Source organism: Arenibacter hampyeongensis (genome assembly GCF_002909255.1).
GTDB classification, from domain to species: Bacteria; Bacteroidota; Bacteroidia; order Flavobacteriales; family Flavobacteriaceae; genus Arenibacter; species Arenibacter hampyeongensis.
Window position 1 is genome coordinate 296489 of record NZ_PIOB01000002.1, and the last position, 15861, is coordinate 312349.

Here is a 15861-nt window from a genome sequence, read left to right on the forward strand (position 1 = left end):
AAGGGATCGTTTTTATTGCTTAAGCAATACTATAAATGTTGAATGGTATTGCTATTCCAAATTTCTTGATCTATACAAACAAGGCCAAAATTTTCTCCCGGTCAAATTTATTGGCAATGTTTTCCTCGACATCCATTTTTAACGCCTCCAATTCCTTTTGAACTTCTTCCTTGTTTTCCTTTGAGATTTTCGTATCCTGGGCCATATACTTTAAGGCACCCATAAGGGCAAGCACCACCGAGCTATCCTTTTTTGCATACAACCTGATTGGCTGAATAATCATTTGCAATAATTCCTTTGCTCTGAGGTTATTTGTTACTAAAATTATCTTTCCTTCCCTCAATGAGTTGGACGTTTTATTCGGAAACCTCATTGTTTTCATAAGCAATGGGGCCAATTTATTAATGGCATCAATGGCAGTCCCTGGGTCATTTATTCCCGGCGACATGGCTTTGACCGCAATTTCCATTAATTTAATAAATCCACCAATACCCTTGTTATTATCTGCTCGATTATTGGACATATCTACACAAAATAATAGGTCTTCCAAATCCTTGCCTTCAATCGACTTCTGAACCTGTATAAGCGGCATACCCTCCCACATATGCTTCCCAACAAATGGCAATACTTCTATATGGTGGCCTTCGTCAATTAGGGAATCACCTAATAGTGAGGCATCAAACCCCCTATAGTAGCCAGATTTATGTGAATAAATGGTTTCAAAATTATTCAACCGCAGTTCTTGTAGTCCAACTTTCAAGGAGTTAAAATCTTTATATTCCTCATCCAAATATCTTGAGCTGGAGCGAAATATATTATCGATTATATTTTGAATTTGAATGGATGTAGAAATGCTATGAATAAAATACACAAACAATCCAATACAGAACACTCCCGAAATTGCGGCGAACATAGTTGAAAACCCCACGGAATGTGCATCTATTCCCTGCGCTCCAAGAAAAATCAGAATTATGATACAGTATAAAAGAGTACCTATATATACCCCCAAAATTAATTGATGCCTTTTATTGGAGACCAAACTTGGCAATAATCTTGGCGAAAAATTGGAAGATGCTTGACTTAGCACAACCATAACCATGGTAAAACTAAATACTGTCAAAGAAAGAATACCACCAACAAGGGTTGTTAATATGGCCCTAGCCGTTTCATAATCCTCGATAAAAAAGTAAGGCATCCGTTGTTTTAAGTCTTTAACCAACTCCAAACTTTCCAATTCCAATATCTTGAAGGCCAATAATAAAAACCCAACCGAAATCAGGACTGGATAAAAGGCAATACTTTGCAAAACCCTACTATAAAGATTCTTCAATAATTTTATAGCCGATTTCAACATAGGAATATCAATTTTATTGATATTTAAAGGTAGTACATTCCCATTTTTGGAATAGCACTATACCTATAAATTGTATCACAAACGATTGGAAATAAATGAAATGCACCACTTACAGTACAGTAAGTGGAATCTGTTGTGTAAAAGAGTTAATAATAATTAGAATACAGCACGGGTATTTTAACTTTCTTAAATAAATTTGACATAACAAAGGACGATTGCCTTCTACGAATTGGCAATTGGAAAAGCCTAAATTTCGGGGGACATTTAGGATAAAAAGTATTCTGTTTTGAATTACTACGAACTACAAAAGTAATTCAAGGTTAGATGGTTAGGTTGGTTGTTAATTAATGGTTCCGATATTTCAATACGTCGGAACCATTTTTATAACCTTAGCTCCCTAAAATTCGGTATATTTATATGCCATAAGGGTGAATAAAAATAATCTTCTTAAATTCTATACCAAAGACTAAACAATAACTATTATGGATTTAAATATTGACGAGGCTTGGAAGGAAATGATAAATAGACTAACAACCTGGTTAGATAGTTTAATTGTGAATCTGCCAAACTTCATTCTTGCCTTGGTCGTATTCACCCTTGTTATTATTCTTTCTAAATATGTCTCCAAACTCACCTGGAAACTACTGGAAAATAGTAGTCTTCAGAAATCCATGAAAAATGTTATTGCCAAGCTACTTTCTATTCTAGTAATACTGACTGGACTATTTTTGGTACTTGGAATATTGGATTTAAGCAAAACCCTAAACACTATTTTAGCGGGTGCCGGAGTGGCCGGCCTTGCTGTTGGTCTTGCCCTACAGGGAGCCTTGGCCAACACCTTCTCCGGAATTGTCCTCTCTTATATAAAACATATTAAATTTGGGGATTGGATAGAAAGCAACAATTATGAAGGCGAGGTAATCGACATAGATTTAAGGGCAGTGACCATTAAACAATCGGATAATAATTTGGTTTACATTCCCAATAAATTGGTATTGGAAAATCCTTTACGAAACTTCTCAACTACGGCCCAATCCCGAGTAATCCTAAAATGTGGCGTGGGTTATTCGTCCGATTTGGAATTTGTCCGTGATTTGGTCTGCAAAACAATTAAATCCAATTTTGATAATATAGAGAATTCCAAGGAAGTGATTTTTCTATATACCGAATTTGGCGATAGCTCCATTAATTTTGAAACGCGGTTTTGGATACAATCCACTTCAGCCATAGAATTGTTGAAAGCAAAAACTACAGCCATGATTGCCATTAAAAAGGCATTTGACCAAAATGGTATCAACATTCCTTTTCCCATTCGCACATTGGATTTTCCTAAAGATTTCATGAAGTCCACATAATATTATCCAAAGCGTAACGATTTTTTTCTTCTGAACTTAAATGGATCATTGGCAAAGCTTCTAAAACTCATTTTACAACAGTTATCCGCCCAAATTAGTATGGGGAAATAATTCATTGCCATATACCTTGACCCTGCTTGGGACACTCTCATAGGAACGAAAAAGCCACACCTCCAGAATGCACTTAAAGCGATGGAACAAAAATTATATTTTATAGCGTTAACACTCTCCTTAACAACATATTAACTTAGCCTTAGTCTGATGCCATTCAGGAGGCATCATTAAAAAAACTCTTTGATAACTATAAAACCCTAATTAAAATGAGCACATATACGGAAACTATAAGTGAAAAGTTAAATGATCTTCTAGAAAAAACATACGATGCCGAAAAGGGATACAAAAAAGCGTACAACAACACGGACAACCCCTTTCTAAAATCCTTCTTTGACAAAAAGAGTACGGAAAGGAATAATTTTGGAACGGAGCTGAAAAGTGAAATTACAAATTTTGGACAAAAATGGGAAAAAGATGGAAGTGTAACAGGGGCGTTACACCGAACATGGATGGATGTTAGGTCGCTCTTTTCTACTAAGGATGACGAAGCCATGTTGGAAGAAGCCATTAGAGGTGAAAAAGCATCAGTACAAGAATATAGTGAGGTGCTTGCGGACACAAGCTTACCCCCTAGCACGGTTACGATTTTGACCCAACAAATGAACCAAATTCAGGCCGACCTGAATCAGGTAAAGCGTTTGGAAGATTTAAATTAATTAATTGTTAGACTAAAACTAAAGCACCCAAAAAATATAGATTTCGCTAAATTAGTATTATGTACCATAAACTATCCAATACAGCTAGTGCTACAACATTGGAAAAGGAATTCAATAGGCGCTTTAAATACCCCTATTTATTTCAAAAACAAGTGTTGATCAACGGCATGGACGAAGTTACAATACCCATAATACCTATGGAGGAAGCAGAATTACTGGTTCCTGCCATTTGGGGCCTATTACCTGAAGGATACAAGGATGATTGGAATGCATTTCAAGATATCTTCAATTCCTTAAACCTCAACATCAACTCTTTGAAAAACCCGTCATGGTATTCCAGTGCACTATTAAATAGAAGGTGCCTTATTCCTGTTACTGGATTTTTTACATCATACCTTATCAATGGTATGCTTTATCCTTACTATTTTCACAGAAGTTCCAGTTTGCCATTTTGCTTGGCGGGAATCTACAATAAACTGGATGATGGTTTCCTAAGCTGCTCCATTATCACAACCCATGGCCATCAAGGTCTAAAAGCAATTAAAAATATTGACGGTACCTTTCCTTTGATGCTACCCAAAGACCTTAACAGCACATGGCTAAGTCAAGATTTAAATAAAAACGACATCCAAAATCTCTTTAATATTACCCCTAACTTCGAGTTAATAGCTCATCCCATTTCAAAGGAATTTTTTAAAAATAATATTTCATACTCCTCCATGTTGGAGCCAGTATACTATGAGGCTGTACCAACTGGAATGATCCTTAAACACGGTGTAGAATTGCTTTCCTTATAATTAAGTAAGCTTAGCACACAATTTTGTAACCTTTGTGGGGTTTAAATTTCAGTACAAAAGGTACAAAGTCAAAGCCCTGATCCAAAAATAGACCATAGTAGTATTGGAATAGTTCTGACAAACTTATTCAACTACACTTCTCAACTACAACAGCAACTACTTCAATATTAAATCGTTACCAATTACCTTTTATAGCTATCTGAGTTAAACATTAACTGGATACCGCAAAGGAATTTGGGAAAATACTTGGACATTTGTATAAAGGGCATCGAATAGTGGCCCACAATATTAACCTTAAAAACACATACTATGTTACGTTGGACAGTCACATTTGTAATATTGGCAATTATAGCCGCCATTTTCGGATTTGGTGGAATTGCGGCAGGAGCTGCCAGCATTGCTAAAATCTTATTTTTTATTTTCTTGATACTTTTTGTAATCTCATTGTTTACGGGACGAAGCAAAATATAAACACAGATCTTTACACCATAATTAAGCTTATGGCATATAAACAATAGTACTTTTTAAACTAATCTAAAATCTAGACAATCATGAGAAAATCGTTATTATATTTTGTATTCACACTATTATTCACCGTTTCGCTTACCGCCTTAAATGGCTGTAGGGAAGACAAATCTGCCGGAGAAAAAATTAAAGATGGGGTGGAAAAGGTAGGTGAGGACATTGAAGAAGGTGTAGAAGAAATTGGGGATGAAATAGATGATGCTACGGACGATAATTAAAACATCATTATTAACTGGCTTATTTTTAATCGAAACGGACATTTTCCTTACAGGACCATGTCCGTTTTTTAATTTAAAAATTAGAATCGAATAGGAACCCGCACTCAATAAAATTGGATGAAATAAAATACTTGAATGACAATAACCTTGTAGGATATACAACAATAAGTGTAAATACTAAGAACTGCACATCAATTTTAAATCTAATGACATGAAAAATAAGTTCGCCAAACATGAAAGGGAAATAATTGACAAATATCAGAAGAAGGGATACACAGGCAACTATAGGGTTGACTACAATAGTTTAGTGGATTTGGACACCAAAATTAATTATCCCCCGCAAAATGTATATATAGTTGCCGAATACAGGTTCGAAGGAATGAGCAATCCTTCGGATATGTCCATATTGTACATATTGGAGACCAAGGATGGCAGCAAGGGAACTGTTTTGGCAAATTACAGCCCAGCCAGAAATCTAGAAACTGCCGAATTTTTCAAACAAATTCCTAAAGAAAACTATTTAAAGGATAATACCAAGGCGCAGTAGTGCCGACAGATGTTAACTACATTTTTTTAATTTCAAATTATATGTTCCGAAGAACACAAGCCAATAGAAAAGTAAAATAGCCCCAATAAATGGCATGGAACATGGAGTCTATGGATAAAAAAATGATTTAGGAACTATAATTCAAATCAAAAAATCATCATCTTTGTTTATAAGGCCAATTCTTCATATTTTAAAAGAATTTAAAGGTCTTTTCAACCTATAATGGCAAACAATTGATGAGAGTCTATTTGAAATTCGATTTTAATACTATCTGTAAAACTGTTTTACGGGAACAATTGGATATATTGGGTATTGATTATACCATACACGGTGTTGGTGAAATTGAATTTATTAGACAACCCACTGGGATCGAAGAACAGAAAATAAGTAATATGTTGGGCAATTATGGCATAGAAATTATGGATGATCAGCAAGTAGCTTTGGTGCAGCGCATAAAAGATACCGTTACGGAATGGATACATGATGAAGAGAACCCAAAACGAATTAACTTCTCTACTTATCTTTCGGAAAAACTGGACTATACCTATACGTACTTGTCATCAATCTTTTCGGAAACTACCTATTCCTCTATAGAGAATTTTGTGATTTTGAAAAAAATTGATTATGCTAAAAACCTCATAAGTCAAAATGATTCAACTCTAACGGAAATAGCATACAAACTTAATTATAGTAGTGTAGCCCATTTATCTGCCCAATTCAAAAAAACTACTGGTCTTACCCCCTCCACATTTTTGAAGATAATTCAAAAACGAAAAGAAAGATCTATAACCAAAGAATAACCGAATAAGATTATGCCTTTACGTACCATGAATATTGCCTTGGCAGATGATGATGAGGACGACAGAATGTTGTTTAAAGAGGCCATTGAAGAGATTAAAATCAATACCAATCTATCATTATTCAACAACGGCCAAGAATTAATGGATTATTTGACCTTGCCCAAGGTAGTATTACCGCAAATTATTTTTTTGGACTTGAACATGCCCATAAAAAATGGAATGCAATGTCTCAATGAAATTAGAAACAACTCCTGCCTTAAAGAGTTAATGGTCGCCATATATTCAACGTCTTCCTCGGAAGCGGATATTGAGGAGACCTTTATAAACGGGGCCAATATCTATATTAATAAACCAAACAGTTTTGGAGGTCTTAAAAATGCCATAGATAAAGTGTTACAGTTAAATTGGCAATACCATACCTCCGCTTTAAACCGGGATAATTTTTTGTTACGTATTTAATGGTCCAATAGTATGACATTTAAAAAATTGGCTTCTTCATCAAAATTTTTTGCGGTCCTGCTAATCTTGGCCATTGCCCTCTTAATGTTTATTGGGAGCGTAAGTTACAAACAGGTTGTACGCTTAGGTGAATCGGCAAATTGGGTAACCCATACTCTGCAGATAAATAAGGAAATAAACCAACTTTTTACTTACTATGACCAAATGCAATCTACGGAATTCAAAAACGTATTGCTACGGGACACCTTGGGCATATCCTCATTTAAAGTTTACCAACCGGAGGTATTGGCGTCTTTCAAAAAATTAAAGGAACTTACGGGCCATAACCCCACACAACAAAAAACTCTTCTTAAGGTAAGCCAATGGCAGGATAGTCTCTACCAGGCCCTTAGTGTCATCTCACAAATTCCTTATCAAAAATCAACTTATTCTGAAGGTGATCAAAATAAAATAACCGATGTATCCAGTGCAGTGACACAGTTGAACTTGCTTGAAAATCAAATGCAGCGAGAAATGCAACTGCAACTTACAAAACGAACGGAAGAATATAAATCACAGATTTTTTTCACCCCTATAATGACCCTTTTGTTAGGAACGTTTGCATTGTTCATATTCGTAATTTCCTTTTTGCAGATCAATGCCCAAAGAAAGAAAACAGTTACCGCAGAGAGATTTATGCAAAAAATTATTGCCAGTACAGACAACATTATCAGTTATTTTTTGCCCGTATATGACGCTTCAGGGGAAATTAAGGATTTCATCATAGAGTTTACCAACGAAAAGATAGAGGTTGTGTTGGGAGAAAAATCCAAGGATATAGCTCATAGAAAAATGTCGGAGCTTATTCCCATAAATTTTCAGAATGGCATTTTTGAAGAATTGGTAGCTGTTATAAAAGAAGGTACCCCCCGTAAATTTGAAAAGTTGTTTGATTATAATGGGAATTCATTTTGGTTTAAGACCACAGCAGTGATAATGGAGAAAGGTGTTCTAACTACCTCTACCGACATCACCGCTGAGCAGCAGCACGCCAAGCACTTGAAAATCTTGAACGAAAAGTTGGAAACACAAAACAATCAACTTGAGGAAACCAAGGCGTTATTGAACAATATCCTTGAAAGTACAAGCAACACCATCAGCCATTTAAGTACGGAAAGAGATTTAAATGGGAAGGTTTCCGATTTTAAATATTTATTTACAAACAAGGAAAGTGAAAGGCTTACTGGAAAACAAACAAGCGAGGTCATAGGTAATTCCATCTCTAAAATCTTTCCGTTTGTTCATGAAAGTGGATTGTTTGATCTAATGGTAAAGTGCGCTGACAAAGGAATTATTGCAACCCATGAAGCTCAATATACTTTGAAGGGAGAGGCAGTTTGGATACACACTACCATGAACAAATTGGACAATGGCATTACTCTAACTTCATATGACATTACCCAAATTGTAACTTCAAAACAACGTCTGTTGGAGTTAAATGAACAATTGACGATTCAGAATTCCATTTTGAACGACGCCGAAACGGAAGCAAATATTGGCAGTTACCGATTGAAAATTACAAATATGGAGTCGCACATGTCCGACAATTTTTACCGGTTATTGGAATGTGAACCCAACGAATTTATACTCAGCCCTGAAAACTATAGGCCATTTATACATCCCAAAGATCTAAAAATTTATGACGAGAAAGTAAAATTGGCCATTGAGGATAAGATCATCAGCAATTTTAGATATCGCATTATAACGAAATCCGGAAAGGTCAAATATTTACAGAATACAGGACACTACCTTCAAAACGAATTTATAGGGGTGGTAAGGGATATCACCAAAGAGTTACAAAACGAACAAAAATTAAAGGATAAAAACCTAGAATTAAAACACTCCAACAATGAATTGGAATCCTTTAACCGAGTTGCCAGTCATGACCTTCAGGAACCACTCAGAAAAATACAATTATTCATCTCCCGGATTACGGATAGTGGTTCCGATAATTTTTCCGGACAGCAAGAGGAATATTTAAACAAAATAGCCATATCTGCCAATAGGATGCAAACCCTTATAAAGTATCTTCTATCCTATTCCCGGATTAATATCAGTAAAAAGGATTATGTCTTGGTTGATTTGAACCTGGTTATGGAAAAGGTTCTGGATGATCTTGAAGCACCTATCAAAGAATCGGGAATGGAAATCCAAATAGCAGATCTTCCCGAAGTAAAAGGAGTACCCTTCCAATTGGAACAGCTCTTTAGTAACCTGGTTTCAAACTCGGTTAAATATCACAGTACCCAACAAAGTCCTAAGGTCACAATCGACTGCAGAAAATTGGAACGCAGTGAGATTCAACATGACTTTAGAAAAAAAGCCAAACAATATTACTGTATTTCAATTGAAGACAACGGCATTGGATTTGATCAGAAAGATTCCGACAAAATATTTGAACTTTTCCAACGTCTTCACCACAAAAATGAATATTCGGGATCAGGAATTGGACTGGCTATCTGCAAGAAAATAGTAGGAAAGCATAAAGGCCATATTGTGGCTCAAAGTGAACCCAATAAAGGAGCTTCATTTTTCATTTACCTACCCGCCTAAATTATCCCAGATCGTACTCTTAAGCGACCAAAAGCTTCTTCATTATCTCTTCCTTGAATCCACTTTCGGAATAAGGTAATTCCACACCCCTTATAATATAACCGTCCAAAAACATTGGCTCAAGCCATAAAATTACTGCCGTTTTTGGTCAAAACACCTCATTTTCGTCGAATTATATAACAGAATATAAAAATTGTATAACACAAAAGGCTCCCTCTATATCGAAATTTGTACAACACATTAACAAACATTTAAAGACAACAACCATGAAAAAGACAATAAATCAAATTCCATTGAATTCGAAAGTCGGAAAAAGTTGGACGTTGGAATCCAACCCTAACCAAAGTAGTGGTCTGCCTGAGAATTTTATTATGGGAATGACCAATCAAAAAGTTGAATCCGATTAGGATTAAAATCAATATGCAATGACTTGGTAAGTCATTTTTATTTACCAAATACAAATAATGTCCAAAATGTTGATTGTTGTAGCCTTAATTATGCTCATTATTTGGGTAATAGGCCTTTTTATGTTGGATATGGGCATTAAAATACATTTTTTCCTATTGGTAGCTGTAGGACTTTGTATTGCAAGGGTGATAAGAGAGTAATAAAGAAATTAACTTAAAACAAGGAACCATGAAAATAGTATATCTAAAATCGAATAATATAGACAATATTTTTAATCAGTTACAACAAGATTTAGGAGGTAGTTTAGTCGCCCGTCCACAAGAATATAACCTGCAACTGGACAACAATTTTGTTCGTGGTGAAATTAGGGGAATCTCATTTAAGAACAACATTGCCTTTATGGAATTTGATCTTATTTTTAGTGAAGATACCATTATCATAAACAATATGCCGGTATCCAATCCCATTCATTTTATGTACTGCGCTCAAGGAAAAGTATCCCATAGTTTTGGAATTAAGGGGGAGAAAAGAATCCTGAACCAGTTTCAAACCGGAATCTTTTCTTGCGACCCCAACAAGGATACCACCTTATTTTTTGAAGAAAATGTAAATATTAAGCTTTCCAACATCATGGTAGACACCCACGAGGTGACTTCCAACGATGAGGGCAGCGACCTATTGCAAAAGCAATTATTAAAGACCTTTATGCCCAAAAACAACAATGAAACATTTGCCTATACAGGGTCTTATAACTTACAAATAGCAGAAAGAATGCAACAACTGGAAGCTATTACCCAAAAAGGCTTGGTACGAAACTTATTGACCAAAGGTATAGTCCACCTTATTCTGGCGATGGAAATACAACAGCATAAAGAAGATAAGAAAAATGCAAAAAACAATTTTGGGTCATTGAGCAGGGAAGAGATTGAGGATATAAATGAATTGGCCAATTTTATTAAAAATTATCCTGAAATTCAATATAGTCTCAAATACCTTAGCACTAAAACCGGCCTATCGCCAGCAAAGCTACAGGAAGGATTTAAATTGATATTTGATAGGACCGTAACGGATTACATAAGGAACATAAGGGTTGAAACTGCAGAACATCTTATTAAAACTACAGACCTCAACATTTCTGAGATTGTATATAGCGTAGGATTGACCAGTAGAAGTTATTTCTCCAAAATATTTAAGGAGAAATATAACTGTAGCCCTAAATTCTATCAGGATCACCAAAACCCGATAGCTGCAACAGCTTAATATATTTTTGTTTGATAGGTTTATCAACAACCAGTCCTTAGGGCTGGTTTTTTTTTGTTTTCAACCAGTAATCTTACCTTATTACCGATCATACTTTTAATTATACAACTTATGGTCGAATGGATGGGTTGTAAATTGTAAATGGAAATTAAATGGGCAGTCAAGAGGGGTGTAATTTTATACTCTAAAGGAATAAGGGCTTATAAAATTTAAGTACTTAGAGCAATTAACTATATGACAAGTAAGTGGTGTACCATAAAAACGCTTTGGGCAATTAATTAATGGATTGCCAACCTCAGGAACCTATTCACGTATAATACAAAACGGCAAGAAAAATATTCATGCCGTTTGCTATTGTTGAGTATGGTATATCTACTATTTAAATGTTTTTAAGGATGCCCTAAGCATCCAGGACATCTGCTCATGAACTTGCATAATCCCTGTTATAAAATCTGCAGTACCCTCATCGTTATGCTCTTCTGTATTTTCCCCAATACTCTTTCTAATAAACTGTATAATGGTTGTATGATCCTTTAATAAGACCTCCATAAAGCTATAACTATCATTCTTTTTTGGACTTTCATCGTTTAGATGTGAAAGATCTAAAAACTCATTTAAGGTTCCAGGGGAATAAAATCCCAACATACGAATTCGCTCGGCGACCTCATCCACAATTTTTTCAATTTTATTGTATTCTTCCTCAAAAAACACATGCTTGGTATGGAAGTCTATTCCCTCAACATTCCAGTGGGCATTCCTAAGTTTGGTATAAAGCAAATATTCGTCCGCCAAAAGTTTACGAAGCATTTCTACCACGGCCTTTCTGTTATCTTTCTTAATTCCGATGTCGGTTTGTGTTGTTTCCATAATGATTTTTATTTTTTGTTAATATCTATTATATTAAGGTTCCCTTTTTGGATACCTTGATCGGAACCATTTTTTGATTTGCTCTATTGCATTCAAGCCTAACATTATTGCAGTCCAAAGATTTCCTTTGGTACGCCTAACTTATGCCAATGCCTAAATCATCCAATTCCAGCAATTCAACGCACACCGAATAAGTTTTTATTGGGATATATATGTCGTCTATAATTACTATAGGGCAATTGAGCAATTCAGACCGGTTTTAAGTATTTATAGCCCTTCATCCTCCACCATTTGCAAATTCCCTTTTCTAAATTTTGTCCTGGAATCCGTATGGTCCTTATTAATAAGATCAGCTCTTTCGATGTCCAAACCATCCCGCATTTCAATACATTAAGTGCACCTAAGGTGATTTTTGTAATATCAATGGTCAGAATATAATTTTTCGATGAAACAACATAGGCAAAGGTTAACTTTCCCCTAGAGTTTTCGGAGTGGTAATACAGTATAATTTGTTCCCTGTCTTTTGAAATGGCTCCCATATAACTTTTAGCTAAAAGTGATTTGAAAACCATGATTTGAAATGTTATTTACCATTTTTTAATTAATACCATTAAACTTCCTGAAATAACCTAATCCTTTTTACCATCTCCGGTTAGGGTATTCATAATACCATCCATAACATTGAGCCATAAATAATTAAAGAACGATTTGGTGGTATCCCTTTCAACGTATATCTCTCCGTACCTATATCCCATATCATCTGTTTTAGAACCGTCATTGGTGATCATATTACCTAAAAATGTTAAAAACTTATTGACACCCAATCTATCCTTTTTCAGAACCATAAAACGAAAATCCCGATACTTCATTTTTATATCCCCCTTAGAACTTGTATTATCCCCGCTAATAGTGAAATAAAGCTCATTTATACTACCTTCTGCCTTCGTCCGAAGATTGGATTTTAAAAATTGGTTGATACTTTCGGATTCAAAATCCTTAACAATTCCAGATACGTAAAAAGCATCATTTTCCTTACTCGGGCGAAAATTCCACTGGAGTTGAATTGGGGAACTTCCCATAAGAAGCGCCCTAGCCTCTATCTTGGCCTCCTCCATATTCCCATCAGTATTTGAAATGTTCTTCAAGCTTGCATCCAAATCCGAAAACACAAGTTCCCCTGGCAAACTCCCTTCATTAACCAATTCTGCATACGATATATATCCATTTATAATACTGATCTCGGAAATATCCAAATCCATTCGCATTTCCCTTAATTTTTGGCTGTATAATTTTTTCTGCATCAAATCATCGGCAACTAATTTGTCACGATAAATGGATAGAATGGGTTGTTGAACTACCATTGAGCCGGACTTTAAAAAAAAACGTTCAGAATTAAATCCAAAATCTATTTTGGACAATTTAACTTCCTCGACGGTCAAATCGAGGTGGTCGTGTTCTTTCTTCAATCTTTGGGAAAATTCTTTTCTATCGTACTTGGTCTTTAAGTTTAAATTGGACAATTGAAGCTCATTCCCCTCTACTATGGAACCTTTAATCGTTAATATTTCAAATGGGTCAATATCCAAAAACATTCTCCCCGTACTCAGGGAATACTTTCCATAGGCAAAGGGGATTTTCATTTTGAACAAACTTCTATCGGTTTTTAAATCTTCGACAGATAGATTCAATTTTTCCGCCATTAACTTTATGGTGTTGGTTTCTTTTCGAATAACTACAATTTCACCGTCCACAATTTCCAAACGGTCCAATGTAAAAACCTTCTCAGTTCCGGCCAATAAAATGCTATCTGAATTAATTTCCTTCGAAGAATTATTGCTATAATAACGTACCTTAGGGTTAAGCAACTTTATTTTATTGGCCCCAATAGTGTTACCGAAAAAATAGTTGAAATATCCAAAGCCTTTCAACCTAATGGCTTCCATTTGCATTTCTGTAAGTATAACACCTGAATCCCTATTGCTTATACCTAAGGTAATATCCTGTAATTGAATAACGCCAGCAACAAGGTTTACTTCTATTTCCCCGTACACCAAATGCATATGGTTCGGTATTTTTTTATCAAGGAAATTGACAATATATTTTTTGACTGCGAATTGAAAGATCACAATCATCATAAAAAATATTGCAATCGCAATAACACTTATTCTGAACAATCTATTTTTAAAAATTACGAATGCCATGTTTGGTAGTAAAAGACCATTATTAACAAAATTGGGGACTTAATAACATATTTAATGGTCCAACAAAATTTAAAATTAACTGAATTGAACAATAAGCTATTGCGTTATAATTTATTTTGATGGCATCCTTTTTGATCCCAATTTTTGACTAATCTTGCAATCAAATTAAAAATATAATAATGAAAAAAATATTTAGTGTATTAGCAATTGTTGCAATAACAATGGTTACGGCCAATGCCCAATCCATTTCCAAAAATGCCCTAGGATTGAGATTAGGTGACAATGACGGTTTTGGCGGTGAAATATCTTACCAAGCACGCTTAAGCACTACCCATAGGTTGGAATTGGACTTGGGTTGGAGAGATGGTAAAAATTATGATGGATTTAAACTTGCCGGCCTTCACCAATGGGTCTGGAATATTGAAAATGGTTTTAATTGGTATGTTGGACTTGGTGGTGGTATTGGATCCTATAGTTTTAATGACAACAAAAACTTTAATGATGGTAATGATTATACCGATACTTTTGTTTTTGGAGCAGGAGATATAGGAATTGAATACAATTTTGATATCCCCTTGTTAATTTCTTTAGACTTTAGGCCCGAAATAGCTTTTGGTGACGAACGTTATAACAACAACGATTTGGGACTGGATATTGCCCTTGGTTTAAGGTATCAATTTTAAATAAATATACCCTAGGAATCAATTGAACGAAACCTAGGGTATTCTTTTCTTATTAAGATTTCAATAATAAAATTTACTGCTTGGAAATTCCAAGAAAAATAAAATCCATAAGCTGTTTCTCCATTTCAATCGGGTTAATTTTTTCATTTTCATTGATAACCATATTAAACAACCATCTCATTGATGAAAATATCATAAAAGTAGAGAACGCAGTATTCATGTGCCTTAAATCCCCATTTTCTATACCCTCCGAAATTAAATGTTCAACTTTCTTCATATAGCTTATCCTCATCTCCTCAAACTCCTTAAGCTTCGGTTGATTTAAGTTTCTCCACTCATTCACAAAAAGAGATATCACATAAGGTTTCATAGCGGTATACTGCACATGTCTGGAAATAACTAGCTTCAATTTTTCCACTGGCGAATAGGAGGATGATACAATGTTATCCAAATATTCAGTGAAATCAACTAGGACATCGAAAAGATAATTTTCTAGGAGCGAATCTTTGGATTCAATATAATTATAAATGTTGGCTACTTCAAAATCCATTCTCTCGGCAATATCCCGCATTGTAGTTGCCTTAAAACCTTTTTCACTTATTAACTTTAATGTCTCGTCAAAAAACTTCTCCTTTTTGGTAATAATTTTCATGGTAGCTGAAATAATTTGGTAAATAGATTGGTTGTTATCTATTGCATTAAGAATAGTTGCTAATATATTAACAAACGTTCATACTGTGTTTTATTGTACCTTATATTTAAGATTTTTTTGTTCATTAATCTCTAACCCATTTATTTTTAAATAGATGGCGTATCCAATATTCATCGTAATATCAGCTGAAGGCAATACAGTAAAACATTGGGGATTACATGTATATACCCAATAATTTCGGCCAACAATGGGCATGCTATCATAATTTTCCTACTATAATTTATTTCGGTTTATCAGGGTAGGTATTACATATACCTTTTATATTATTCTGTCAATCCCCTATTAACAAGTCGTTATATATGTTCATATATAA

The 15861-nt window shown here is 34.8% G+C and carries 18 protein-coding genes; 13 read left to right on the forward strand and 5 right to left on the reverse strand.

Annotated elements, in window-relative coordinates:
- Nucleotides 1-70: 70 nt before the first annotated feature.
- Nucleotides 71-1354 carry a DUF2254 domain-containing protein gene (locus CWD91_RS06170; RefSeq protein WP_103440108.1) on the reverse strand — a complete coding sequence of 428 codons (1284 nt, stop codon included), beginning with the start codon at nt 1352-1354 and terminating at the stop codon, nt 71-73.
- A gap of 482 nt (nt 1355-1836) precedes the next feature.
- Between CWD91_RS06170 and CWD91_RS06175 the strand changes: the two genes are divergently transcribed.
- The 12 genes from CWD91_RS06175 to CWD91_RS06220 all read left to right on the forward strand — a co-directional run bounded on the left by CWD91_RS06175 (nt 1837) and on the right by CWD91_RS06220 (nt 11085).
- Nucleotides 1837-2709 (forward strand): mechanosensitive ion channel family protein, encoded by an 873-nt coding sequence (locus CWD91_RS06175; protein ID WP_103440109.1) that lies wholly within the window; start codon nt 1837-1839, stop codon nt 2707-2709.
- Between the two features lie 320 nt (nt 2710-3029).
- Nucleotides 3030-3479 carry a ferritin-like domain-containing protein gene (locus CWD91_RS06180; protein ID WP_103440110.1) on the forward strand — a complete coding sequence of 150 codons (450 nt, stop codon included), beginning with the start codon at nt 3030-3032 and terminating at the stop codon, nt 3477-3479.
- A 59-nt stretch (nt 3480-3538) separates the two neighbouring features.
- Nucleotides 3539-4276 carry an SOS response-associated peptidase gene (locus CWD91_RS06185; protein WP_103440111.1) on the forward strand — a complete coding sequence of 246 codons (738 nt, stop codon included), beginning with the start codon at nt 3539-3541 and terminating at the stop codon, nt 4274-4276.
- A 309-nt stretch (nt 4277-4585) separates the two neighbouring features.
- Nucleotides 4586-4747, forward strand: a complete 162-nt coding sequence (locus CWD91_RS06190; RefSeq protein ID WP_031443085.1) for a DUF1328 family protein — start codon at nt 4586-4588, stop codon at nt 4745-4747.
- 80 nt (nt 4748-4827) lie between these two features.
- Nucleotides 4828-5019 carry a hypothetical protein gene (locus CWD91_RS06195; RefSeq protein ID WP_103440112.1) on the forward strand — a complete coding sequence of 64 codons (192 nt, stop codon included), beginning with the start codon at nt 4828-4830 and terminating at the stop codon, nt 5017-5019.
- A 211-nt stretch (nt 5020-5230) separates the two neighbouring features.
- Entirely contained in the window at nt 5231-5566 is a 336-nt protein-coding gene (locus tag CWD91_RS06200; protein WP_103440113.1) for a hypothetical protein, read from the forward strand.
- 236 nt (nt 5567-5802) lie between these two features.
- Nucleotides 5803-6366 (forward strand): helix-turn-helix domain-containing protein, encoded by a 564-nt coding sequence (locus tag CWD91_RS06205; protein ID WP_103440114.1) that lies wholly within the window; start codon nt 5803-5805, stop codon nt 6364-6366.
- 12 nt (nt 6367-6378) lie between these two features.
- The gene (locus CWD91_RS06210; RefSeq protein ID WP_103440115.1) at nt 6379-6825 is read left to right on the forward strand and encodes a response regulator; all 447 of its coding nucleotides are present in this window, start codon (nt 6379-6381) and stop codon (nt 6823-6825) included.
- A 12-nt stretch (nt 6826-6837) separates the two neighbouring features.
- Nucleotides 6838-9417: an ATP-binding protein gene (locus CWD91_RS06215; protein WP_103440116.1), complete on the forward strand. Its 2580-nt coding sequence runs from the start codon at nt 6838-6840 to the stop codon at nt 9415-9417.
- Nucleotides 9418-9683: 266 nt separating this feature from the next.
- The gene (locus tag CWD91_RS22625) at nt 9684-9824 is read left to right on the forward strand and encodes a hypothetical protein (protein ID WP_157943735.1); all 141 of its coding nucleotides are present in this window, start codon (nt 9684-9686) and stop codon (nt 9822-9824) included.
- Between the two features lie 57 nt (nt 9825-9881).
- Nucleotides 9882-10025 carry a DUF5670 family protein gene (locus CWD91_RS22630; RefSeq protein ID WP_157943736.1) on the forward strand — a complete coding sequence of 48 codons (144 nt, stop codon included), beginning with the start codon at nt 9882-9884 and terminating at the stop codon, nt 10023-10025.
- Nucleotides 10026-10053: 28 nt separating this feature from the next.
- Nucleotides 10054-11085, forward strand: a complete 1032-nt coding sequence (locus CWD91_RS06220; RefSeq protein WP_103440117.1) for an AraC family transcriptional regulator — start codon at nt 10054-10056, stop codon at nt 11083-11085.
- A 375-nt stretch (nt 11086-11460) separates the two neighbouring features.
- On the opposite strand, the gene CWD91_RS06225 is transcribed toward CWD91_RS06220, so the two are convergent.
- The 3 genes from CWD91_RS06225 to CWD91_RS06235 form a co-directional block, all read right to left on the reverse strand.
- The gene (locus tag CWD91_RS06225; RefSeq protein ID WP_103440118.1) at nt 11461-11952 is read right to left on the reverse strand and encodes a Dps family protein; all 492 of its coding nucleotides are present in this window, start codon (nt 11950-11952) and stop codon (nt 11461-11463) included.
- Nucleotides 11953-12200: 248 nt separating this feature from the next.
- Nucleotides 12201-12524: a hypothetical protein gene (locus tag CWD91_RS06230; protein WP_103440119.1), complete on the reverse strand. Its 324-nt coding sequence runs from the start codon at nt 12522-12524 to the stop codon at nt 12201-12203.
- Between the two features lie 57 nt (nt 12525-12581).
- Nucleotides 12582-14012, reverse strand: a complete 1431-nt coding sequence (locus CWD91_RS06235; protein WP_157943737.1) for a hypothetical protein — start codon at nt 14010-14012, stop codon at nt 12582-12584.
- Between the two features lie 320 nt (nt 14013-14332).
- On the opposite strand from CWD91_RS06235, the gene CWD91_RS06240 reads away from it, so the two are divergent.
- Nucleotides 14333-14836, forward strand: a complete 504-nt coding sequence (locus CWD91_RS06240) for a hypothetical protein (RefSeq protein ID WP_103440121.1) — start codon at nt 14333-14335, stop codon at nt 14834-14836.
- 73 nt (nt 14837-14909) lie between these two features.
- Here the strand turns inward: CWD91_RS06240 and CWD91_RS06245 are convergent, their stop codons facing one another.
- Complete coding sequence (locus CWD91_RS06245) at nt 14910-15488, reverse strand: TetR/AcrR family transcriptional regulator (protein ID WP_103440122.1); 579 nt, start codon at nt 15486-15488, stop codon at nt 14910-14912.
- Nucleotides 15489-15861: the final 373 nt, after the last annotated feature.